This window comes from Silvibacterium dinghuense (assembly GCF_004123295.1).
Lineage (GTDB): Bacteria > Acidobacteriota > Terriglobia > Terriglobales > Acidobacteriaceae > Silvibacterium > Silvibacterium dinghuense.
Genome location: NZ_SDMK01000002.1, coordinates 60,220 through 85,965 on the forward strand (window position 1 = coordinate 60,220; position 25,746 = coordinate 85,965).

Annotated in this window: 11 protein-coding genes; 6 read left to right on the forward strand and 5 right to left on the reverse strand. The window is 54.6% G+C overall.

What is annotated here, in order from left to right; all coding sequences use genetic code 11:
• Positions 1-431: 431 nt before the first annotated feature.
• Positions 432-593: a hypothetical protein gene (locus tag ESZ00_RS20065; RefSeq protein WP_164981438.1), complete on the reverse strand. Its 162-nt coding sequence runs from the start codon at positions 591-593 to the stop codon at positions 432-434.
• 819 nt (positions 594-1,412) lie between these two features.
• Between ESZ00_RS20065 and ESZ00_RS09665 the strand changes: the two genes are divergently transcribed.
• On the forward strand, positions 1,413-2,666 hold the full coding sequence (locus ESZ00_RS09665; RefSeq protein ID WP_229741164.1) for an enolase C-terminal domain-like protein: 1,254 nt from the start codon (positions 1,413-1,415) through the stop codon (positions 2,664-2,666).
• Here ESZ00_RS09665 and ESZ00_RS20480 read toward each other — a convergent pair.
• Positions 2,650-3,294, reverse strand: a complete 645-nt coding sequence (locus tag ESZ00_RS20480; RefSeq protein ID WP_129208070.1) for a GntR family transcriptional regulator — start codon at positions 3,292-3,294, stop codon at positions 2,650-2,652. The two genes, ESZ00_RS09665 and ESZ00_RS20480, sit on opposite strands and share 17 nt — an antisense overlap.
• A 591-nt stretch (positions 3,295-3,885) precedes the next feature.
• Between ESZ00_RS20480 and ESZ00_RS09675 the strand changes: the two genes are divergently transcribed.
• From ESZ00_RS09675 to ESZ00_RS09695, 5 genes are all read left to right on the forward strand, one after another.
• The gene (locus ESZ00_RS09675) at positions 3,886-7,509 is read left to right on the forward strand and encodes a TonB-dependent receptor (RefSeq protein ID WP_129208071.1); all 3,624 of its coding nucleotides are present in this window, start codon (positions 3,886-3,888) and stop codon (positions 7,507-7,509) included.
• 97 nt (positions 7,510-7,606) lie between these two features.
• Positions 7,607-9,763 carry an alpha-amylase family protein gene (locus ESZ00_RS09680; protein WP_164981440.1) on the forward strand — a complete coding sequence of 719 codons (2,157 nt, stop codon included), beginning with the start codon at positions 7,607-7,609 and terminating at the stop codon, positions 9,761-9,763.
• A gap of 53 nt (positions 9,764-9,816) precedes the next feature.
• Positions 9,817-12,210, forward strand: a complete 2,394-nt coding sequence (locus tag ESZ00_RS09685) for a glycoside hydrolase family 95 protein (RefSeq protein ID WP_229741166.1) — start codon at positions 9,817-9,819, stop codon at positions 12,208-12,210.
• 100 nt (positions 12,211-12,310) lie between these two features.
• Complete coding sequence (locus tag ESZ00_RS09690) at positions 12,311-12,982, forward strand: SGNH/GDSL hydrolase family protein (RefSeq protein ID WP_129208073.1); 672 nt, start codon at positions 12,311-12,313, stop codon at positions 12,980-12,982.
• A 158-nt stretch (positions 12,983-13,140) separates the two neighbouring features.
• A complete protein-coding gene (locus tag ESZ00_RS09695) occupies positions 13,141-15,372 on the forward strand; it encodes an alpha-galactosidase D (protein WP_229741167.1) in 2,232 nt (743 codons plus the stop codon).
• A gap of 121 nt (positions 15,373-15,493) precedes the next feature.
• Here ESZ00_RS09695 and ESZ00_RS09700 read toward each other — a convergent pair whose 3' ends face one another.
• The 3 genes from ESZ00_RS09700 to ESZ00_RS09710 form a co-directional block, all read right to left on the reverse strand.
• The gene (locus ESZ00_RS09700; protein ID WP_129208074.1) at positions 15,494-18,877 is read right to left on the reverse strand and encodes a glycosyl hydrolase; all 3,384 of its coding nucleotides are present in this window, start codon (positions 18,875-18,877) and stop codon (positions 15,494-15,496) included.
• Between the two features lie 140 nt (positions 18,878-19,017).
• A complete protein-coding gene (locus tag ESZ00_RS09705; protein WP_129208075.1) occupies positions 19,018-21,969 on the reverse strand; it encodes a glycosyl hydrolase in 2,952 nt (983 codons plus the stop codon).
• A gap of 27 nt (positions 21,970-21,996) precedes the next feature.
• Positions 21,997-25,518, reverse strand: coding sequence for an outer membrane beta-barrel protein (locus tag ESZ00_RS09710; RefSeq protein ID WP_373283916.1), 3,522 nt, complete (start codon positions 25,516-25,518; stop codon positions 21,997-21,999).
• Positions 25,519-25,746 lie beyond the last annotated feature (228 nt).

Below are 25,746 nucleotides of genomic sequence, written 5' to 3' on the forward strand. Positions count from 1 at the left end.
CGCAGGTAATGTATTCGTATACATCGGAAGGGGTGTGAGTTTATGTATACGAATACATTTCAGCGTTCAGTTCGAATTACTATCGACGATTCTGCAACTCGTTTTGAACGCGGGACTCTGTATATTGCAGCGGAAATTGCGGTGTCAAGTGAAAACCAGATAGTTCTGACAATGCGATTGCGAAGTCTGGAGGGCGAGTGAAATGGGGAGCGCTTACATTGAGAGCTGGCTGTTACTCGTGTAAGCGCTTTTGTTCGCAACTGCATGAACGGAGATTAAGACAATCGTACTCAGAGAGCACAAAGAGAGTAGTTAAGCGCTACATTGGACACGCTTGAAGGTATGCGGAGTGCGCGGCATCCACGACATAACTCTGCCGGGCATGCCAACTGGAATACCCGGCAATCTGTGTGCAGTTTTTAAGGAATGATTTACTTGTCGATGTCACGACTGTGGAACTTGGATTGCGAGTGAATGCGACCCTTGGGAGCAGCGAAGATCATGTCCCTCTGGGTTTCGAGCACGATGGCCGGGGGGCCTGTGTCTTCGTGGAGCTCGGTAAGCATCAGGCGGCTGCTCTTCGGCGTAGCCATCGAGATCGTCTCCTGGCCATGCGTGCCTACGATGGTGATGCGGTGACCAGCAGATGCAGATGATGCCTATGCTCTGGACTCATCTGAGCTTTGCGTGCGCACGTTGCGGCTCGTTTCCTGTACCGTGACTGGGAACTGAAGGGGTGACGCGAATAATCCGCACCGAGCGTATATCGACATCTCGGGCGTATCCCGCGATTCTGCTATGTGAGAATGCTATGAACTAACTCTTTAAAAGCGCACAAGACGACCCTCCGGCCTTCCCCGCAGGTGAACAGTGTTACGCATACGGCCTTCTACAACAGCAGCCAGGTGCAGGACTTCACGATCCAGTGCATCAGCATGCTGGCCGAGGCGTATCGCAAGTCTCAGGTGGGCTGAATTTATCGCAGACGCCTGTGGGCTGCTCGATAATGATTTTCTGGATCGTGTCCAAGAAGCCTGATATCCATTCGCAGTCATTTGGACACAAAGGTCGTGCGCGCTCGACATTTTGCAGATGAAAGAGGTGCGTAGGCGACTACTCCGCCTTCCTTGTGTCATGCTGCGACGTGCTTTAACGAAAGCCTTTTCTCATTCCAATCGCAAATCTTCAAATTTTGATTGAAGCATCGCCGGTGCATTTGTGTGGGGTCGCTACCCCTCTTATTTTAAGTGTTTAAATATTTAAAATTGACGGAATATTTGTCGATTTATATGATTTTTGAGTATTTTGAGCGCCTATGTGTGGGTGTACGCGCTGAACGTCTGGCCGGGTTGGAAGAGCGTGCTCGGAATCGAGAAGCATGGTGCTGGAAATCTTATTCATTTTTAGGAGCGATGATGGCGGACTGCTTCATTACGCGGGTTTCCGCGATAGACAAACGGTATTCACTGCCTCCGGGAGCGGGTTCGGACGCCGTACATAGCAATCCCGAGTACAGCCTTGCGGTCACCAGGCTGGAGACCGGAGGACCGCTGGCTGGTACAGGAATTACGCTGACGCTTGGCCGCGGCAACCGATTGGTCTGCGATGCCATCGAGATTCTGGCGCGGCCACTGATTGGGCGAGAGATCGAAGCGTTGATGGCAGAGTTCGGACGCGTGCTGCGGCAGCTTGCTGACGATCCAGCGATGCGCTGGCTGGGACCGCACAAGGGTGTCGTTCACCTGGCGCTGGCCTCCATTACCAATGCATGCTTCGACCTGTGGGCGAAGAGCCGCGGTGTACCGCTGTGGAAGCTGCTGCTGGATCTGAGTCCCGATGAGCTGGTGGCCTTGCTGGATCTGAGCTATGTAGAGGACGTTTTGACACCGGAGCAGGCAAGGGAGATTTTTGCCGAGCGCTGGGCTGGGCGCACAGAGCGGGAGAGCATTCTGAAGCAGGGATATCCGGGCTATGACACCTCCGTGGGCTGGATGGCGTACGAAGATCAAAAAGTCTGCGAGCTGACGAAGGCTGCACTCGCTAAAGGATTCACGGCGTTCAAACTGAAAGTGGGGTCACCGGATCACGGCCGGGACCTGCGGCGGGCACAGTTGCTGAGAGAGTGTGCCGGCGACAGAGCGACACTGATGTTTGACGCGAACCAGCAGTGGAATCTTTTTGCTGCGACAGAGATGGGCCGGGAGCTGGCAGCTCTGCGGCCGCTATGGATTGAGGAGCCAACCCATCCGGATGATGTGCTGGGGCACGTGAAGCTGACGCGTGAGCTGGCCCCGGTGAAGCTGGCGGCAGGCGAGCATATGCCGAATCGCGTCGTCTTCAAGAACTTCATCGAGGCCGGGGCAATTCACTTTGTGCAGGCCGATGCCGTACGCCTGGCGGGAATCAGCGAGTTTCTGACGGTGAGCCTGCTGGCGACTCGTTTTGGTTTGCCGCTGGTACCGCATGTAGGGGATATGGGGCAGCTGCATCAGCACCTGGTGCTCTTCAATCGCGTCGCGCTGGGGCAGGAGATTCACTTCCTCGAGCACATTCCGCATCTGCGGCAGCACTTCCTGTTCCCAGTCGAAGTGGAGGGAGGCGTCTATCGAACACCGCAAGAGCCGGGGGCATCGACCGATCTGGTAGACCTCAGGCCCTCGGCTTGACACGTTTCTCTTCGCCGCGCCGGCGCTGCTTGGTTTTTGCGGTGTCTGGCGTGGCATTCTTCTTTTCCCAGTTATCGTAAGCGCTCTGACCAAAGCGCCGCATGGCATTGTGCACGTATTGCTCGGCAAGATCACCCGGGCCTTCGTGGACGAGGTCAATGATGCGTTGGTGGATCTCGATGTCTTTCCCCCATACATCAGCGGTCTGTCCGGTGGTGAGAACGCGGATGCGGGCAAAAGCGAAGAGCGGCAGGATGACCCGGCGCGCGTGGTCGAGAAGATATGGATTGCCGGAGAGACGGCAGAGCTCGAGGTGGAAGGAGAGATCCCCGTCGAGCATGTGTTCGGCATCGTCTTCCTTGAGTGCCTGGCGCATCTGATCGAGCGCCGCTGCGAGCGGAGCGATGTCGGCAGAGGACTCTGCAACGAGCCGCGCTGCCAGGCCTTCAAGAACACCCCGCAAGGCGAAAATCTGCAGCACATCCTGTTCCGTCAAGCTGACGACGCGGGCACTCCGGCCGGATGCCTTGGTGACGAATCCATCCTGCGCCAGGATGTTGATGGCTTCCCGGATCGATCCCTGAGCGACGCCGAAACGGCGAGCCCAAGTCCCCTCGACGATACGCATCCCGGGAAGCAGGGCACCGGTGGCGATTTCATTCCGTAGGCGATCCGCTACGGTGTGTTTTACAAGCGTCTCTCCGACGCTTTCGTTTGTTTTGGGCGGCACTGTGGGTCCTTCAAGAATTTTTCAAAGCTTATAGAAAGCCATAATGGAGGTCAATCGTTTAAGTGCTCAAAATTGAATCCATTTGGATTTCTGCGACGCTAGACGCGAAAGCGGATACCGAGACGCCCAGGAGACAACCTGGCTCCAGCGATCTACAGCATATTTTCGACCAGACGTGAGCGATAGTGAGTATTAGGGCAGCAATCCCGCCCTTTAAGTACTTACTGGCGGCACGGAGAAAACTGTTGTGTCAACGGTTACATCGCGCTTGAAGTCGTATTTCTTTACATGGAATCAATTACTTACAGGAGGGCGTTGACAAGCAGTATTTTAAGCGCTTAAGTTTGGCGTCGCATTATGAGTGCTCAAATGTCGCATGGCTTACGGCTTAGGCAGGCTTTTCTTCCCGAGAATTGCGGAGGAACAGGAAGCCCTTCCAGGGAAGTTTGCTGACAGATGGGTACACACAAAACGAGGGAAGGCGAAACCATGTCTCCACAACTTAGAAAGCTGCTCACGCTGTTTCTTTTTTCCGGAGTGCCGTGCCTGCTTCTTCTGCTCCTCTGTTCTATGGGTTATGCCCAGGTAGATCAGGGAACGATCACGGGTGTAGTGCAAGATCCATCCGGAGCAGTAGTTCCAAAAGCAAAGGTGACGTTGACCGAAATTGATACGGGACTTGTACTGGACCGGAGTTCGAATGAGAGCGGCGTTTATGTTTTTTCTCCACTGAAAATCGGCAATTACAAAGTAAGCGCCACTGCCTCAGGGTTTCAGACGACTACCCGGGAGAATGTGCACCTCGACGCACAGCAGCGCTTGAACATTGTTCTGAGTCTGGTTCCTGGCGCTGTGACGCAGACGGTGACGGTGACCGATGCCGCTCCACTGTTGCAGACGCAGACGAACGAAGTGGGACAGGTGATCAGCGCCGAGACCATCAATAACACCCCGTTGAATGGACGCAACTGGGTCTACATCGCCCAGTTGACAGCTGGTGTGGCTCCGCCATTCGGGCAGACGCGCGGCAGCGGATCGGGGGACTTTGTCGCCAATGGCCAGCGTGCGGAACAGAATAATTTCATCCTCGACGGCGTCGACAACAACACGAATCTGGTGGATTTTCTTAACGGCTCCAGCTATGTGATGCGGCCTCCTCCCGATGCTCTCTCCGAGTTCAGCTTGCAGACCAGTAACTTCAGCGCCGAGTTTGGTCACTCAGCAGGCGGTGTGATGAGCGCCAGCATCAAATCCGGTACCAACCAGATTCATGGAGATGTCTGGGAATATATTCGCAATACTGCACTTGACTCCAACTATTGGTATTCGGCTCCTAATACCCCTGTCCCGCCCTATCATCAAAATCAATTCGGCGCGACGCTGGGTTTCCCAATCTTGAAGAACAAGCTGTTCTACTTCGGAGATATCGAGGCCAACCGAATCTCGATCAGCTATCCGAGCATCCAGACAGTGCCTACGGCGCTGATGCGTCAAGGCAATTTCAGTGAGTTGCTGAACGGCAATCTGACGGGAAATGGTCCAAATCAGCCGGTAACACTTTATCAGCCGAATTCGGCGAACCAGAGTCAACCGCTTTCGTGCAATGGGCAGGCCAATGTCCTGTGCTCGAACCAGATTGATCCTGTTGCCCAGAGCATTCTGAACCTCTATCCGAAGCCGAATGCGAATAATGGTCTAACTTACAACAACCTGAATGAAGTGCTTTCCAATTCGGACGACATCATTCAATGGGACCAGCGTGCAGACTGGAATATCAGCTCCAGAGACCAGGTTTATGCGCGCTTCAGTTACATGCATGAAATCAAGACGAACGGTTTGCCTCTGGGGCCGGTCCTTGACGGCAGCGGCTATGGTGGTCAAAGCGATACGAATCTCTTTGAGAACTTCATGGGTAGCGAGACGCATGTCTTCAGCCCAATGCTGACGAATGAATTTCGCTTTGGCTATAACTGGGGAATCTCCAAGTATCTCCAGGCGAATGCTTTTAATCCAGGGCTTGCTGCGTCGCTCGGACTCGGAGGCATTCCCAGCCTTGGACCAGGAAAGTATGGTCTACCGCTTGGGCAGGTAAGCGGCATCACGAATTGGGGATCGGTAGGCACGAACGACGAATCCCAGAACACATATCAGATTCTTGACAACGTCACAGATGTCCTGGGCAATCATTCACTGAAGTTCGGCGTTTCACTTCAGTCGATTCGTTTTGCATACCAATATGCGCCCGCCTCTCTGGGGCAGTATGACTGGAATGGCACGTATACAGGTATTCCTGGCGTGAGCTTTACCGGTTATGGCGTGGCGGATTTCCTGGCAAACCAGGCAGCCAGCGCCGATGTCGCGAATGCACCGAATATCAGCGATGCCCAGTGGTACTACGCGGGCTATGCGCAAGATGATTGGAAGGTAACGCACAAGCTGACTATCAACCTGGGCCTGCGCTACGACTACTACCAGCCATATAAAGAGAACGCGGGACAGCAGGCGAACTTTGTTGTGACCGGTCCTCTTGGACCTGGTACTGGCTCGGCCGTATACGAGTTGCCAAAGAAAGCGCAAAACGTTGCATTAGGCGCAAACTTCATCAACACGTTGGCGGCAAACAATGTCACTGTGCAGTATGTGAACAACGATCGCTTAGTAAATGGGCAAAAGACGAACTTTGCACCTCGTATCGGCTTTGCCTATCAGGCTCGTCCAACAACAGTCGTGCGTTCAGGCGTTGGTATCTTCTATGGCGGCCTGATGGCTGAAGGCAATACCAACCTTGGTGCAAACTATCCGTTCTTTAACCAGGCAAATTTCAATCCATACAACTGCCAGCCGGACTTCTGCCCTTCGATTGCCACTCCGTCGAATGGAACAGGGGGTTCGTCTGTCATTGCCGCGCCGGGCATCACTCTTGAAACTGGAGTCGAACCGCAAATTGCAGCTGGAGGCTTGGTCAACTTTGTTTCTTATCCCAGCTTCCACGCCTCTGATGTCAATATCAAGACGCCTTATACGATGAGCTACAGCTTGTCGGTTGAGCAGGCGATTACGAATAACACCGCTGCAACCATTAGCTATGTGGGCAACTTTGCCCGTCACCTCTCACTGTACGGATCGCCAAACACGGCACCCGCGCTGTGGAGACCAGGTACTCCAAATACGAATCTCTATAATCCGTTCCCGACGCTCGGTGGTGTCGGTCAGATCCATTACGCAGGCGTAAGCACTTATAACTCGCTGCAGGCGAAGATTGAGAAGCGGTATTCGCATGGTCTCTCCTTCCTTGCGACTTACACCTGGTCACATGCTTTGGACGATGCAAGTGATGCGGGCGGTAACTTTGGGGCGGTCGGCGATCGCAATCTTGCATTGATTCCTTTTATTGATGAGCTTACAAACTCAAATTTTGACGTTCGCAATCGCTTCACCATCAATGGTAACTATGAACTGCCTTTTGGAAGAGGCAAGACATTCCTGAGCAACAGCTCTCGTTGGGTCGACGAGGCTATCGGTGGCTGGTCCTCCAGCTTGAGCTATGCCGCACAGACCGGCACGCCATTTACAGCTGGCCCGAATATCAGCACGGCGGGCGGCGGTGGTGCGCGGGCCATTATCAGGCGTGACCCGTATGCTGGGGGAGGCTCGCCTGACCCGACGAACCCGAACATTACATGCCCGGCACATGTAAAAAATAAGACGAATTACTTCAATCCATGCGCACTGGCGAACCCGATTCCAGGCGAGGCCATTTCCAATGCCAGCAATCCGGTTGGTACTCGGAACTCGGATGGTTCTTATGTCACGATCCAGGGACCGGTTACGGATACGGCAACTGCGGAAGCTCTGCTTGGTGGTTTGCAGAATACTCTCTACAGCCCGGGCTATTACCAGGTGAACATGTCTCTCTTTAAGTCGTTTCCAACCTGGCGTGAGCAGAAACTACAGTTTCGCGCAGACGCTTTCAATATCCTGAATCATCCCACGCTTGGGACTCCGAATGGTTCGATCAATGAAAACGGAGGCCAGATCACGGGGAGTAAATTTTTCCAAAACAATACCCCGGACTCACGCTTCTTCCAGCTCTCTCTGAAATATACGTTTTGAAAAGTGGCTCCTCGAAAAGGGCGGCTTCCATTACCGCCCTTTCTTTTTATGCAGTATCTAGACAATCCTTGTTTACTGTTGCAACCATGCTGGCCGGGTGAAAGAGATGAATATGTGCGTGCGCCTTTTATGGCGCGCTACTGTAACAAGCATTGTGTTATTTGTGGGGCTGGCTTCTGCCGAGGCTCAGGTAACCTCTTCTATTCATGCAGACGAGATCACGCTCAAGAGTCGTCTGCTGACTATCGACTACCATACGCAGACCGGCCGCATGGATGCGGAGTGGCACGATGGGCAAAGGCTCAAGGGAATAGAGAGTGCGGTTCAGCTGGCGGATGGGCGTGAGCTTGCGACCTCGGCTTATACGACACATACGCTCGAGTCACATATGGCTTTGAGCGGTAAGGATGGGGTGACGGAGTTCACCATCGTAAGTCGGGCGGAGGGCAAACCACCCCTGTTGCAGCATGTGCGGATTGCAGCGGATAAGCCGTGGTTTTCTGTGCAGCTTGAGTTGGATGCCGCCGCAAGTGCGGTCGGTACAAGGCATATCAATGCAGTCCGATTGGCAGGCGATGATGCGGTGACGGTAAAGCCAGGTGCTTCCTTGCGCGTACTGCATGTTCCATTCGATAACGACATGTGGTTTCGTTATGACAGTGAACCGGTGCAAGGGCTGACGGCGGGTAAAGACTTCACCAGCAGTGAAGTGACGGCGGTCTACGACAACGCAAGCCGCGCGGGCTTCGTACTGGGTTCGATCGATCACGATGTATGGAAGACGGCGATTGATGTGCGTGTGGATTCCGGTAAGATCCGTGGATTGGATATTTACGGTGGCATTGCTTTACCGACCGGAGTTCGTACGGATACGCATGATACCTTGCCGCACGGCGTGGTAAGCGGCAGGCGGGTGACTTCGCCGCGGGTTTTGATCGGATCGTTCGCGGATTGGCGGGATGGACTGGAAACATATGGCGCGGTGAATGCGGCAGTGCATCCGTCATTGCACTGGGCGGGGCCTGTTCCGATGGGATGGAATAGCTGGGCAGCATATGCAGACAAGATTGATTATGACCGCTATCTGGGGGCCGCTGCGTATGTGCACGACACGCTGCTTCCGCAAGGCTTTGGCAAGGGGCGGGTCGTCTACATCAATCTTGACGCCTTCTGGTCAAGACTGGATGCAGTGCAGCTAGCAGATGCCGTGGCGACAATCAAGGCTATGCGCGCACCAGATGGCACGCGCTTCGAGCCTGGCATCTACTGGACGCCGTTTGCATATTGGTCAGACAATCTGGATGCGATAGTTGAAGGTACACATGGTAAGTATCGCTACCGGGACATTCTTTTAAAGGCTCCGGATGGATCGTTGCTGCCAAAGGTGGACGGAGGCCGGCCGATCGATCCCACACATCCTGGAGAGATAGAGCGCATTCGCTTTACGATGCAGCAGTTTGCGCAGATGGGATTCCAGTACCTGAAGATCGATTTTCTCTCGCATGGAGCGCTGGAGGGCAAGCACTATGATCCGGCGGTCCAAACGGGCATCGAGGCCTACAACAAGGGGATGCAGGAGATCGCGAAAGCGGCTGACAGGCGTATATTCCTCAGTCTGTCGATTGCACCGTTGTTCCCTTCGGGGTATGGGAATGCACGGCGCCTCTCCTGTGATACGAAGGGGCACATCGACGGCGACCAGTCCACGGAGTACATGTTGAACTCGCTGACGTATGGATGGTGGACGAGCGGGAATCTATATATCGCAGATCCAGACCATGTGGTGCTGGGCGAGAATGCTGACCTGGGTGCGCGGAATGTCACCGAAGGAAGGAGCCGGTTACTGTCAGCGATCATAAGCGGAGGGATGATCCTGGACAGCAGCAGATTAGCGGATGATCCGCAGGGGCGTGAGCTGGCGCGACAGGTCTATGACAATCCGCGATTGTTTGCTGTGGCCAGTGAGGGTAAGGTCTTTCGTCCGATTGAGGGGGACACGGGAGATCGGGCTGCAGCCGCCTTTGTGCGGAAGACATCGAGTGGCTACTATCTTGCGCTGTTTAACTATGACGCGAAGAATGCGAAGACGATAGACGTGCCACTGGAGAGGATTGATCCATCACTGAGAACAGTTAGTGGGGCCGCGCTCACAGATGTTGCAAGTGGAGAAGGAATGCCTTCGGTGCATGGAACGATTGCGATTTCACTTAGTGCAGGGGAGTCGAAGCTGATAGAAGTACGACCGCAGAGATGATGTGATTGCATGATGAGTTGCATCATGTGGCAAAGAACTGGTAGCGAAAGGGTTTGGCATTGTCCGTATCAAGGCGTGAATTTCTTCAGGGTGCCGCAGCGTTGGGGGTGATGACGAAGTTGCCTTCCTCATTGCATGGGGAGCAGACGCAAACAGGTGACGTGCTGTGGTATAGCAGGCCGGCAGATACGTGGTTGGAGGCGATTCCGCTGGGCAATGGACGGCTCGGTGCGATGGTTTTTGGCGGTATGCAGCGGGAGCGGATTGCACTCTCTGAATCAACCGCGTGGTCGGGAGCCGCAGCAACAGGGGATGTGAACCCGGGCGCGCGCGAGCACCTCGAGGAGATCCGGCGGCTGCTTTTTGCGGAAAAATACGATGAAGCGCAGGTGCTCAGCTCGAAGTATCTGGTCGGCAGTATGAAGAACTTCGGCACGAATCTTCCACTACCAGAGTTGCTGTTGGAGTTTGAGAGCGGCGCCGAAGTGACTGAGTATCAGCGATCGCTGCGTTTGAACGAAGCCATCGCACAGGTGCGATGGATGGCGCACGGAGATCGCTATGAGCGGGAAGCCTTTGCATCCCATGCTGATGGCGTGCTGATAATGCGGGTGAGTTGTAACAGGAAAAAGCGGATCGGGTTCCGCATGCATTTTGGCGAGGGCGTATTGCCTGGTGAGGTGCATGCTGCGGATGGTGCGCTACGGTTCACTGGGCATGCGTGGGAGACGTTGCATAGTAGTGGTCGTGATGGTGTGGCAGTGCAGATTGAAGCACGAGTGTTGAATGACGGTGGCATGGTGACAGCACAGGCGAATAGCCTAGAAGTGCAAGGTGCCGATGAGGTGACGCTGCTTGTGGCAATCGGTACGAGTTATGGTGGTGCAAACGCTGGCCAGATGTGCCGCAAGATACTGGATGCGTCCACAGTCAAGAGCTATTCGCAACTGCGAAAGGCTCATGTATCCGACTATCAGCCGCTTTACCGGCGCATGGCCATCGATCTTGGCGAAAGTACATCGGCAATGCGCACCATGCCAATCGATCAGCGGAGGAAGGCAGTCGAGGATGGCGCGGATGATCCGGAGCTCCTGGCGCTATTCTTTCAGTACGGGCGCTATCTCACCATTGCTGGTTCGCGCGAAGACTCGCCGTTGCCACTGGCTCTGCAAGGTATCTGGAATGATGGGTTGGCGAGCAGCATGGGCTGGACAGATGACTTCCATCTGGACATCAATACCGAACAAAATTATTGGCCGGCCGAAGTATGCAATCTCTCCGAATGCCAGATGCCGCTGTTTCGTTTGATTGATGGGATGCGGGAGCATGGACATGAAACGGCGCAGGGCATGTATGGGGCTCCAGGATGGGTAGCTCACACGGTTACCAATCCATGGGGATATACAGCGCCGGGAGGCACAGGGTGGGGCATATTCGTAACTGCTGGCGTATGGATATCACTACAGCTCTGGCAGCATTGGAGCTTTGGCGGAGATATCGTATTTCTGCGCACGCGGGCGTATCCGGTGCTGCGCGATGCCGCGGAGTTTTTTCTCGGTTATATGGTCACAGAGCCGAAGCATGGATGGCTGGTGACCGGGCCATCCGAATCGCCTGAGAACTGGTACCTGACACCGACGGGTGGGAGGGCCAGTGTCTCCATGGGGCCAACTTGTGATCGGGTGCTGATCGATGCGCTCTTTCGCATATGCATAGAAGCGAGTGAAACGCTAGGAGTGGATGAAGCGCTACGTGAACGACTCATGTCTGCCAGACGGAAGCTGCCGCCATTTCAAGTTGGACGGCATGGGCAGTTGCAGGAATGGCTGGAGGATTTTGAAGAAGCGTATCCGAATCATCGCCACACGTCACACCTCATTGCACTCTATCCGGAGAACGAGATTTCACCTCGCAAGACGCCAGAATTGGCTCGTGCAGCGGAGGTGACGATAGAACGTCGTATCCATGCGCCACACTGGGAGCAGAGCGAGTGGGGGCGAGCCAATCTGGTGGTCTACTACGCGCGGCTGCTGAAAGGTGATGAGGCACGGAAGTATCTGATTGAGCTGATATCGAAGTCCTCTGCATCGAATCTGCTGACCTTTTCAAGCGGTGGCGTTGCCGGTGCGGAGCAGGACATCTTTGCCATCGATGGAAATACAGCAGGGGCAGCAGGTATTGCGGAGATGCTGCTGCAATCGCAAGGAGGAGAGATCGAACTATTGCCCGCGTTGCCCGTGGCCTGGGCGAAAGGATCAATCCGTGGATTGTGTGCGCGGGGTAGCTTTGTGGTGGATCTTGCATGGGAACGCGGGCAGCTGAGGGAGGCAATGCTGTTTAGCCAGCGCGGCGGCAAGACACAGATCCGCTACGGGGAACGAGTACTGAGCGTAGAGATTGCTCCCGGCGAGACGCGGCGTATGCTGGCAAGGGATTTTCGAGCATGATGGACGAATGTTTGATCGAGCTATGCGCGATCTTGAAGGTAAGTGAAGGGAAGATGAGGTGACGTGGATGTTTGTATGGTTCCGTAGAAAACGCGCCGTTGTGCTCCTGATTGCAGCTGGCGCGCTTGGCACACCGCTGTTATCCCTTGCACAGACACCGGTGTCGATCCCTGAAGAGATTGAATGGACATGGGAGGTGCGGCCAGCGCATGTCGATGCGCATTTACCGAATGTGCTGCTCCTGGGTGACTCAATCTCGCGAAATTATTTCCCAGAGGTGACGAAGCAACTGACGGGCCTGGCAAATGTTTATTTGATGGCATCGTCGATCTGTGTGGGAGACCCGCGTTTGCCGAAACAGATTGCGGAGTTCGCAAAGCTGGAAGGAGTGCGCTTTCGGGTGGTCCACTTTAACAACGGGATGCACGGGTGGAGTTATACGGAAGCTCAGTACGAAGCAGGTTTTCCTTCATTTGTGAAAGCGGTGCGAGGACTTGCAGGCAGGGATGGTGCGCTTATCTGGGCCTCGACGACGCCAGTGCGCTCCGATGCCGATACAGGTGCAACCAATCCACGTGTAGATGCCCGGAATGCGATTGCTCTGGCGATGGTAAAGGCGAAGAGGATTGCAGTAGACGACCAGCATGCTCTGATGCTGGATCACCAGGATCTGCACGAGGATCCAGTTCACTTTAACCCGAAAGGGGCGGACATTCAGGGTGACCAGGCTGCCGCAATGATTCGCTCTGCATTGGGAAAGGTAGCCCATTAAGAGGCAGCAAAATTTAGATGAAATCCATGCATGACTTGCAAGATTGATTGCCTCGATCTGTGCCTACTCGAAGGATTCGCGTGGTACTGCTCCCGCTGTTCCAGCCATTGTGGATGCTTCGGCATTTCAGTGCTTTTCAACGGCCAGGAGTCGCTGTTATGAGTGTTAGAGGTTTTCTTCGCAGTCGGGTTGGATTTTGTGCCACCCACTTCCTTTTCCCTGAACCTGCAAGACGGTCGAGATTGCGTCGCGTAAGGCAGGCGCTCTTGCTTCGGCGAAGCTGGTGCATGTTAACAGTCGTGCTGGCTTTGGCTTCATCAGCCTTTGCACAGAGCACGGTTCAACATCGCAACCCCTATTTAGGTTGGAGTACATTCAGCCAGCAGACAATCGATTCGTCATTCCTCACGCAGAGCAATGTCTCAGCGGAGTCTGATGCCTTGGCTGCTTCAGGGCTTGAAGCGCACGGATTTCAGTACATCAACATCGATTCAGGTTGGATGGGCAGCTTTGACGGCTACGGCCGGCCAATTCCGGATACAACGACATTTCCAGACATTCAGGCACTGATTGCACATATCCATGCGAATGGGCAGAAGGTCGGGATCTACTGGATTCCAGGTGTAGAGTATCCAGCTGTGGCGGCGAATTCGCCTATTCTCGGAACGCAGTACCACATTCAGGACATCCTTACAGTGCCTTATACAGCGGGGAATGCTTTTGGAGGGTCGGGGACTTCGCCGTATCACTACAAGATTGATTTTTCAAAGCCAGGCGCGCAGGAATATATGAATTCGGTCGTGGCGCTGTTTGCTTCGTGGGGCGTGGACCTGATCAAGCTCGATGGAGTTACACCGGGATCGGATAGCTACGGACTCTCTATTGATAACCGTGACGACGTAGCTGCATGGTCAAAGGCGATTGCAGCAAGTGGCCGTCCGATCTGGCTGACGATTTCCTGGGCTCTCGATGAGGATTACCTCAGCGTATGGCAGGAGTACGCGAATGCGCGGCGTATCGATCAGGATGTAGAGTGCGAAGGTGATTGTTCAAAGCTGACGAACTGGCCTCGCATCTATGAACGCTTCCGGGATCTGCCGGGATGGGAGAGTGCTGCGGGGTTCGAAGTGGGATGGAACGACCTCGATTCGCTGGAGTTGCTCAATGGCTCTGCAGACGGTCTGACGCGGGAAGAGAAGCGGTCGGCATTGAATCTATGGGTACTGGCGAATGCACCGATTACTCTAGGTGGCGATCTGCGCAGCATCGATACATTTGGCAAAGAGCTGTTGAGCAACGATGAGGTGCTTGCTGTAGACCAGAGTGGCAGTCCGGCGAAGCAGGTGCTCGATGGCGACCTGGAAGTGTGGGTGAGCGATCTTGGCCATGGTGATTACAACGTCGGTATTTTCAATATGAATGCAACCGTTGTGCGCGCGCAAATCCCATGGAGCTTGCTTGGCTTTGGGCAGGCAACGGATGTGCGTGATGTATGGCTGCATCGTGAGCTCGGTTCTGTGCCTGGGGGCTTTTCGACGGTACTAGCGGGCCATGGTTCACGACTGCTGCGGGTGCACGGCATTGGAAAGCCTGCCTCTGCTCCTTCAACAAACTATGAGGCAGAAAATGCAACGCTGAGCGGCTCGGCCTCGGTAGCAGAATGCAATGCCTGTTCAGGCGGAGAGAAGGTTGGCAATCTGGGACTTGGTGCGGCGAATACTGTGACATTTGAAAATGTGACGGTGCCGCGGAGCGGAGAATATCTGATGGAGGTGGACTCGATGACAATCGGTCTTAGGTCCTTCCTCTATAACGTGAATGGTGGCTCTTTCCAGACGCTTAACTGCAGCGGTGGAAGCTTCGAGATTCCGGCCAGCACAACGGTGCCGGTGTATCTGAAGAAAGGTGTGAATACCATTTCCTTTGGCAATCCGCCCAGTTATCCGCCCGATCTTGATCGCATCGTGATTCGCGGCAACGGTGATTTTCCCGCTCCATCCACAACGAGCTATGAAGCAGAAGTTGCTACGCTCAATGGTTCGGCGAGTGCGGTCTTCAGCAACTACTCCTCGGGACTTGCTAAGGCGGGAAACCTCGGTGGTGGAGCAGGGAACACGGTCACATTCGAGCAAGTGACTGTGCCGAGTGATGGAACTTATCAGCTCGAGATCGATTATCAAACCAGCGGCTTGCGCTCGTTCTTTATGAGTGTGAATGGAGCGGCGGCGACGGAACTCGATCTGAATGGCGATACCTTTAGCGATCCAACTCCGACGGTAGTTCCTGTGACGCTGCACGCGGGGACAAATACGATTGAGTTCGGCAACGCATCAGGTTATGCACCGGATCTGGATCGTATTGTCGTAGCCCCGAGACTTGGACACCCCTGATCGCATTCTTGTCGGCCACACCGCATGTTTGCGGTGTGGCCGATTCTTGTCGCCTCAGATCCTATGACCCTTCATTCGATCTGTGGATGGTCCAGATGGAATCTCAATACCTGTGCGATATTTACTTTGTTGTAGAAACGCGGATCACACGTACAGGTCCCAACAGTCCGGAAGGAAGAAGAGGGGAATCGGCATGATATGGGGTTACATCCGCAAAGGTGTACTTCACCGTAGCATCCGGCTGCTGGTCGCCGATCAGGCGATTAACCCATAGGTTAATTACCCGAATGGATATGTCATTCTTTCCTGGGTGTAAAGCGTGCGAGACATCGATTCGATACGGCGCGTGCCAGGTTACACCTAGATCTTTTCCATTGATCGTGACGCGTGCGAGTTCTTTTACCGCTCCAAGGTCGAGATAGAGTTTGCTGCCAGATTGAAACCATGCCTGTGGAGCTTCAAGAGATTTTGTGTATGTTCCGGATCCCGAGAAGTATCTGACTCCCGGATCCGTGTTTTCACTCCAGGAGGCAAGGGACTGCATCGTGATAGAGGAGGGAGCACCGCGGCCAGCCTCGAAGCTGACAGTCCACGGTCCCTGCAAGGTCTCTAGATTCGTTTCCAGTAATGGCGGCACTTGGTGGGATGATTCTGTCGTTGACTGGCGGAAGACAACAAAGGCTGTCCCCCACGCTTCGAGGTGAAGAGGAACGTTTGTACGTCCATTGGCGATCTCGTACGAGACCGGCTCGGAGGTCCCGGTTTCTGCCTTCCAGATTTCCGGGGCTTTGCCCATGACTCGGAAACTTGCATCGATCGACGCCTCATGGTCGCTGCGATTGTCTATGAAATAGATCTCCCCATTGCTGACAGTGCGGTGTGCGAAGAGCACGGACGGATCGTCGCCTGCTCCCTTATAGTCAAAGTCGGGGGCGATATGCATCGCCTGAAATACTTCAGTAAGCGGCCTGCCAGCATAGACTGTCCCCCTGCCCACATGGCGCACACTAGGTTCGCTGCCGAATAGCTCTTCGCTCAAGCGTTTAAACTCGACCTGATCATCTGCGAGGCTCGGATCGTCCAGCGGCTTGGGGCCTGCAACCGTTGCACCAGACTGCACCAGCTGATAAATGGCTCGTAGAACTGGCAGAGACATATGCTTTGAAAACGAATCGAGGCCGAGCAGGCGATAATGCATTCCGCTCGCTGTAGTCAGCGAGCCATCGTTCGCAACGTGTAGTTCATGGATCAGTGCGTCGGCATTGATGTAGTCGAAGCCATGCCCTGGAGGGATAGCGGGCGACGAGTTTTCGAAAATTGCTGTTAGATTCGAATCTTCTCCGTAGAAATAGACAATGTCTGCAGCATAGTGACCTTGCTGCAGAAGATAGCTGGTACGTGCTAGGTAGCTGATCCATGGGCCGGCTTCCTTGGCCCATGTCTCGTTCCTGTTGAACCATTGGCCGTAGGGCCCGAGTGTCAATCCCGGTGCTTTTCCGATAAGTGGCTGATGGGCCGACTCGTGGATCACGATACGATTAATGCCATTGAGGAACTCTTGATCTGCTGTGGGCTTGAGAGTAGCCGGCGACCAGCCCCATGGTGCATTCCCTGCGGTCATAGACTCGGCTGCAGCAATGTTTTGGCCATAGATGTGGGCCACGGATGCTGACTCGCGGTCGTCTGCGTTGTAGCGATATATCACGTTGTTCACGCCAGGCGTTTGCGTCCACATGGCAGACATCGGAATATCATCAAGTTTTTTTACTTCCATGCCATCTGCGATAAAAGCGCGCCCGGATTCATGCGATTCACCATAGTGGCCCATGTCGCGCGCCTTCAGTGATGCCTCGATCTGACCATAGTGCTCATCGGCTGTCAGATCAGCAATCGTCTTGCGGAAGTCCCACAGGAAGCGATCGCTATCCGCTGCGCTCTGCACAACCTGTCCCGCTAGAACGGGCATCCATGGCGTAGGATCGTAGCCGCGCAGCCGCTTGAAATCTGCCACCATGTCGTCTGTCCAGTTCTGTGCGCCAGCTTCCCAGCTGTCCGTAATCACATATTGAATGCCGCGCTTGCCCATCTCCTCTGCACCGACCGTGCGTTTGTAGCTGTCGAGATACTGATCCATATAGTTTGCGACGTATCTGCGGTTCAGTTTGTCGACTTCGAGGCCTGTGGCTTCGGCCGTAGCCGGATGATTGGTTATGCCGAGCAGCGAATAGCCAAATCGCAGGACTACCCAGTGGCCCGATGGCGGAGTCCAGTCCAGAGTGCCGTCAGCCTTCATCTTGCTAGTGAGATCGATAACATCGTGCTTTGCCACCGTGGTATCTGAGGGGAACTCTGGTGTGGCAAGATCGTAGAGGTTCGGCACTGGAACAAATGCGGCCTTCTCTTCAAAATGATTCACATGAGCATCACTGAAGAGGCGCAACTCTTCGATGTCGAAGGTATTCTTTGCCTTGCTCCTTGCCGCCTCGAGTGCTTTCGGGTCCATGTTCCTGATCCGTGCAGGCAGCTCTTTGGGAGGGTTCTTCTTGAAGACAACGCGATAAAATCGTGCCTTTACAGCGGGAAAAGAGATCGTGGACTCCTGCGATCTGCCGCGAGGGATGTCTACAACCTTGCGGAAGGTCGTTCCATCCTCACTGGATTCCAAATCAATCTCGGGATTTGCTGTCCCGGTGATCTGTGCCTCCAGGCCGGAGTTCGTCTTCATCGCGAGTGATAGCCCGCGAATTGTTTGTGGGGATGAAAACTCATACTGGACCCAGGCCTCTCCGTCTTCGGCGATGGGAACATCTACTGTCTTTGTGAAGTCACCGTCCGAGAGCAGCGCGGCATCCGCGTTGTCTCCACTGAATGTAATGCGGGGCTGAGATGCTTTCATCGCAAGCGCATCGGCAGGCATGCGATAGGCGACCACGACAGAGTCTGCATAGAACTGAGGAGAGGTTTGAGATCCATCCGGCGCGGTGATTGTTTCGTGCGAGGAGAGATTCTGGAAGGCGCCTGTATCGCTCGGAGGATGCGCAAGTATTCCGTGGAATGGTCTTCCGCCCTCGACGAATGTCTCACTCCACACATATTTCTTCATGCCCTGCGAGGCAGGTACCCATGGTCCTCCGGTTTCGCTCCAGCCTGGCGATCCGGCGATGGCTTCTTCCATGCCGAGTTCATCAGCCGTCCTGGTGGCAAAGCGGAAGGCATCCTGCCATTCCGGCGTCATGTATACGAGACGCTTGGGAACAACCTGTGGCGTGGAAATGGCCGCATCGAACATCTGGAATCCGTCGATGCCTACGCTGTGCATCCAGTGCAGGTCCAGGTCAATGCCACCCTTGCTGATGTTTCCGTTCATCCAGTGCCACCATACCCGCGGATGCGCTTCAGGCGGAGGGTTCAGAAACCCTAGTGGGTCCGGTTCCTGCGCAAATGCGGCTGCAGACGCGCAGCCAAGCAGCGCTAAAGCAAGGATTGTGCTGCGATGAGCGGCCATGAAATTCTTCTCTCCTGCAAAGCATCGTGGTCCAGGTCACAACGCAAAAATGCGAATGAGACTTGCCGAACTCTGATAACACACGCAATGCCATTAGGGCAATAGAACCATTAGGAAATCAATGGCACCCCTATGCCATTTCACGGAATACGGTAAATCCACCAGGTTACTGGTCCGGAAAGCCCCGATGGCAGAAGAGATCGATCTGCTGGCGGTATGACAATGTTGGTGTGGGTGCTTCGCTGCGCAGGGTCCATTGCATCTCCAACAAGCCGGTTATGCCAGAGGTTTGTGACATCGATGGACAGATGAACGCGGTCGCTCTTGAATTCCCGGATGCAGTATTGGTAGGGATCTGTCCACACGATCGCCGGGTCCTGATCATCGCTGTGGAACCTGGCGACTTCATGGATCTGCGATGTGTGCAGGCAGGCAAATTCGCCGGAAGCCAGACGAGGAGCATGGAGATTCGCCTGATAGGTTGCGGTGCCCGAGAAAAAGCGAAGCTCGTTCCTCTCGGTCCAAAATTCTGGCTTGTCGAGGGAGAGAGCAACCTTACCAGGCACCTTGAGCTGCCAGGAGCCTTCAGTTGCCTCTTCTCGCACTTTTGTGGGTGCGGATTGGGTGGTGCTTCTCTCCGGGAAGACGATGCATATAGAGCCAAAAGCGGGCAGTTGCAGGTCCACTCTTGTACGATCGCCCGTGACTTGCATAGAAGCGGAGTAGATTTCTCCAGTGACGGGGTCCCAGAGCTCTGCTGCTCCTTGCGCGCGAAGGTAGAGGGAAAATTTCTTTTCTTCGCCATAAGCGCTGCGGATGAAATAGATACTTCTTCCATCCACTATGCGATGGACCCAGTCGATGGTATTGCTGCTTGCAGCAGCGATGCGGATATCGCCGGAGGCAAGTTCTACATCTGGGGTCATCTCCATCTGTTGCAGCGCAGCATGAGCATCCGCGGTGCAATACACCATGCCTTTCAAGTATCGATGTACACCGTCGTGGCAGTGGTTCCATATTTGTGCGGATAACTGATCAAATTTGTTTTTTTCCGCCTCCGGCACATTGCCAGTCGCCGATGCAGGGGGGAGAGATGCGATGTGTCCACCGGCTTTGAGATATCGCTGTACAAACTGCAGGACCGGAAGTGATAGTCGTCTCGTAGGTGGAAGAACCAGCAGCTTCCAACGTACTCCGCTTGGTCCCAGGAGTTCTTCTCCTTCAATGTGAATGGTGCGCAGCAAGGCGTCTTCGTTGGTGACATCGTAGTCGTAGCCGGGCAACACATGGGCCGGGTCGTCGGCCTTGAGACGTACGAAGTTTGGCGTCTGGTCGCCATAGAAGTACAGAACATCACGGACGGCATGTCCCTGCTGCATCATGAACTGCACGCGATTCAGATAGTCAAAGAATGGGCCTCCGACATTCCACCATGTCACGTTGGGGTTCAAGTGTGTGCCTGCAAAGTACTCCTGCCCAGGCACACCCGCTGATGCAGGGCTCGAGGTAAATTCGTGCCAGACGAGGCGATTCATTCCTTCGGTCACTGCCATATCGAAGGAGGGTTTCAGGTCTTCAGAGAGAGACTCTGACCATTGTGGTCCGATGGAGGTTTCGCCTTCGGCAGCTGCATAGGGTTGGCCATAGATATCCGCGGCACTGGCGGACTCTTTGACGAAGTAACGATTCCTGTCATTGCGGCGGTGGTTGTTTTGCGCCCAGAATTCTGTCTGAGGTACAGCCGATCGGCGAAAGGTCTCGAGTGCATCGAGCGGAGCGACATGCGGGCCACCGCTTTCTGCCTGTGCACCAAGGCCGAACTCCGCAGCACGCGCGGCAAAATGGTCATAATGCTGCTTCACAATGAGATCTGCCACAGTACGCCGCATATCCGTTAAGAAGCGCGTCGAGACAGAGGGATTGCCGATGATGCGGCCCGCGATAACGGGAAGATAGGGGATCGGGTCATATCCGCGATTCTTTTCAAACTCCTCACGGAAGTCTTCAGTCCAGTTCATGCCGCCGACTTCCCAGCTGTCTGTGGCCAGGTATTTCAGGCTGTGATAAGGCTTTGCAGCTATGAGCAGTGGTTTCACATTCTGGTCCCAGTAGTGGTCGAAGGCGTGGCTGCTCAGATAGTCGATGGCAAGGCCCTTCCACGTATCACTGGATGTCGAGACTCTTGCGCCTGAGTTCGTGTACCCGACGCGCAGAATCTCCCATGTACCGGCTGGGAGCTGTATATGCACGAAGCCATCGGTGCGGAGGTTCAACACATGTACCTCGGCGACGGATGCATCCGCAAATGTGGGGTCGGCCTTAAAGGTTGTACTGGTGTCGTCGTCCAAGAGGAATGCGGTGTCCTCCATACTCATTCCGAATTCGGATGCAGCAGAGCGTACGCGCAGCATGTGCTCGTATGAAGCAGGACTTATCGCTTGGGAGTCAGTCTTTGTGATTGCGAAAGCTGCTCCGTGGTGCAGCGGATATGCGAGCACTGCAATATCCCGATAGAAGTTATTTGCAGCAGGCGGAAGAGGGAGATGAAGATCCTGTGCAGAGCCACCCTGTACATCGATGGCGGCAAAGGTGAGCAGCTTGGCAGCATCCTGCGGCGTTACCCCGGGGCCTCCCAGGTTCCAGCCACTCTGAATGTTCAAGGTAACTTCGAGCCCGAGACGGTCCGCCTCCTGGAGTGCATATAGGTAGAGTTCGGTCCACGCAGGAGATCCAAACCTTGGTCCTGCAGGTACGGATGCATTGCCATTCTGAGTGGCACCGCCAGCATCGACCAGAAGGACGCCACCGAAGCCTTTCTCCTTCATCTGCTCAAGATCATGCCGAATGGTCGGTTTGTCGGTATTGCCGTTCAGCCACCACCAGTAGCAGCGCAAGCGCGCCTGTTGTGGAGGGTTGCGAAAGCCTGCGCGAAGCCGACTGATGCTGTCTTCCTGGGAGGGTGAGCTTGCAGTTTGTGAATAGCTGACCAGAGAGAATGTAAAGACGATCGTCGCCGCGATCATCTGGCGAAGAAACATGCCGATCCTTTCAAGGTTGTTCGGCTTGAAAGACAGACGCAGCGGCGCAAACAATAGCGCCGCTGCGCTCAGAAGATGGACTCAGAAGTTAAGGCGAGCTGTAAGCTGACCAATGCGCGGATCATTAGCCTGCGTCAGCGTCACCACCCCCCAGGTCGAGCTGCCGATGGATGTTCCCGGGCCGCCGAAGATAGGGGTGTTCATGATGTTGAAGAACTCACCGCGGATCTCGAAGGTCGTTCCCTGCCGGATCTGGAATTGTTTGAAGAGCGAGGCATCGGCGACTGGCTTCACATGTACACGGATATTGAGTTCCGTGCTGTTGTACTGCGTGGTGTAGGACAGCCGCTGGCGATAAGCAGGTACAGGTGAGAGACTGTCGCAGGCTGGAGCGCTGGCGGTCGACTCTACAAGCTCACCCGAAGTGTTCTCATAGCAGGTATTGAGATAGCGGCTGTATGTCGGGTTGGCCTGCTTCGTATTTCCGATAATTGTTACGCTGCCTGGAGCCGAAATAAGCGGTCCGTTTTCGAGACGCAGCACGCTGTTGAAATTCCAGCCGCCCAGGACCATGCGCTCAAAGAGATTATGTCGTGCGAACTTTGGCAGTTCGACAGTGGCGAAGATATTGCCTACCAGTGTCGGGCTTGAGTCTTCAATCGATGCGAGCTTGGTGTCGAATCCGTTCAGGTAGGATGTGTGATCCATTGTCTTGGACCATGTGAAATTGCCTTGCAGTGTGTAGTGGTTCTTCATCGAGTGCTGTACTTGCACCTGCAACGCGTTATAGGGAGCGCTGCCGATCGAAGAATAGTCCTCGGTGACCGAACCAAATTCGGGATATGGCAGCAGGAGCAGATACTGCGCAATGGTTGTGTTGTTCAGCGAGGTCGTTCCGCTGAACACTCCCGCCATCGGATTCTCAACCTTGCTGTTCAGATACGTTATTTCGGCAGAGCCCTTGTCGTAATACTGTTTCGACAGGTAATTGATGTTGTGATTTACTTCCAGCCGGGTCGGCCGTGTTCCAACGTAGGCAATCTGGAGTACATAATCGCCGGGCATCTGTTGCTGCACGCTGGCCGACCACTGCGCGCTCTTTGGCTGTACGTGATTCTGATCGACGAAGCTGATGCTCTGGCCGAGCCCGGTGGACAAGCCTAGCGAACTGCCTGTTGGTTCCTGTACACCTGAGGGGAATGGATTGCTGATGGAGTAGAGCGGTGCGCTGGTTTCGTAATTGTTGTAGCTGGTCGTCTGGCTGAAGCCAGTACCAATTGGAGATTCCAGCGTGTTGAAGTAAATGATGCCGAAGCCGGCGCGTGCCACTGTCTTTGGTGTCGCAGCGTAAGCCAGGCCAATACGCGGCTGGAAGTTGTTCCAGTCCGAAGGATAGGGATGGCGGTTGGACGCATTGGTGAATTCCAGCCCGCCGTCGAGCGTAAGCCCGGAAACTGAAGCTTGCAGCGGGTTGGTGCAGCTGAAGCAGAAGCCGGTAACCTGCTTGTTGTAACGCTCAGTGAAGGGCGACTCATAATCCCAGCGCGCGCCGAGATTGAGTGTGAGTTTATCGGTTACGCGCCAATCGTCCTGCGCAAAAGGCGCGGTGTAGATTTGTTGCAGTGCGTAGGCTGCTTCGATGTTGTAGGACATGGACGAGTCGTAACCGAGCAGGAAGGATGCGAACGGATCACCGGAACTTGCATCTGCCCCTACATTTTCGGTCACAGAGTTTTTCTGCGTGAAACGGCGATCGAACTCATAGGCACCAAGACCGCTTTCAGGGTTCTGCACGTTGTAGCGAATTAATTCGCCGTCAAAGCCGAAGCGGAAGGTGTGACGCGCAATTGTCTTAGTAAGGATTTCCGAGAGTGCAGCCGTCAGGTTCGTGCTGATCTGTCCGCCTGAGCCGCCTGCTAATCCGGCGTAGCTGTCAGAGTTGAAAGTAAGCCCTGGAAAGCTGGTATACGGCAGTCCTGTGGACGAGATACCAAGTTGTGACAGATCGTAGTTTTCATTTCCTGGATAGACCAGGCCGAACGGGTGCCACATCACGCCCAGACGAGAGTCAAGAACCAGCGAATCAGAGAATTGTTGTACGTCGTCGATGCTGCCGCCGCGGTTATTGCGATAGACATGATAGCCATAGCCGGAGGGGCCGATTCCTTTGGGAAAACCCTGGAGTGGATAGTTCTGCGTGAGACCGGAGCGGAACATGATGGCTGAGAACTTGTTCCTTGCGCCGATCGCCTGGTCGACACGACCGATGAAGGATGGATAGGTGCTCGGATACGAGGTCTGGTTGGAGATATAGTTTGGTACGGTCAACGCCGTTGCATTCACGACATTGGCCTGGGGAAAATAATTCACCAGCGTTGCGGCCGAGGCGTTGATCGCCGAGGCGATATTATTGTCTGCGTAGTACTCCGTGCGGTTTCCATTCGCGTCTACCGGCGAATTCGGCTGGTAGAGCTGCACACCTGACTGACAGAGCCCATTTCCATCAAATCCTCCTGTGCAAAGCGCCGAAAAATCTCCGGAGCGCTCGGCGGAGGTTGGCACGCGCGAACTGTAGTTGATCGCCGTGTGCGAGGCATAGCGCTCGAAGGCAAACATAAAGAATGTCTTGTCGCGGCCATCATAGAGACGCGGTATACGCACTGGGCCGTCAATGACAAGACCGGTCTGGCTAAGCTGATCGTTGTTGCGTGGCGTCCGGATCGCGGGATTTGTCGCATCCTGATCAGGAACCTTCTCGTAGGTGTTTGCGTTGAGGTAGGTATTCTGAAAGGCGTAATACAGCGCGCCGTGGTAGGCGTTGCCGCCGCCGCGGATGATGGTATTGGTTACAGTTCCATTGCCGTGGCCCACCTGCGCGTCGAAAATCGAGGTTTGGACTTTAACTTCCTGCACAGCCTCGGGCGAGGGAACGAATCCCGTATAGGAGGCGCCGGACAACCGCTCCGCAGGATCGTCTGGGATGCCGTCCAGCGTAAGTCGGTTGTGGCCGCTGCTGCCTTCGCTCTCAATCTGCACAGCGACGCCGCTGAATGGATTGGTGAATTGGCTGGCTTTGGCCTGCGTATATTCCGTGGTGACCACGCCAGCCGCAAGCGTTGCCATGACAAAGGGGTTGCGGCCATTATTCGGGACGCTGGTGACCTCTTTCGCATCAAGCGTGGTGGCGAGATTAGGAGAGGCGGTATCCATCAGGGTGTTTTGCTCGGCCAGCACCCTGACGATCTCATTCTGCGTGCCGGGTTCAAGCCTGACGTCGACCTGCTCTACATTCCCCGCAATGAGCACGATGCCTGTCTGGGTCGAGGTGCGGAAACCTGCTGCTGTCACCGTGACCGTGTAGGTCCCGGGGTTGAGTGAGGCGAATGTGTAAGCCCCGTCGCCGTTGGACTTTCCCGTGGTCTTGAAGTGTGTGGTGGTTTCTTCCGTAACGATCTCCACCCCTGGAACAACCGCTCCGCTCGAGTCTGTGATCGTGCCCCGGATTGAGCCGAGATAGCTTTGTGCCCGGGTAGTGGTCGAGCCTACCCAAAAGAGAGTGGCAACTATAGTTGCAAGTAAAAGGAGCTGGAATCTGTTCCTCAAGTGACGCCTCCGGAAATTGCCGCGAAGAGCCTGCTCTTCGAAGACCGGAGGCCATGCTGAGTGGCCCATAGATCAACCAGCAAGTGAATTTACCGGAAGACCACAGGTGGTCTTTACCGTTAAAAGTCTATGTAAGTTCTTATTTGTCAATATTCTTCGCAATGTGGAACGTCGTGGTGCGAGCGATAGGCACTCTTTGCAGGTACCCATGCCAGGCCATTTGTTACG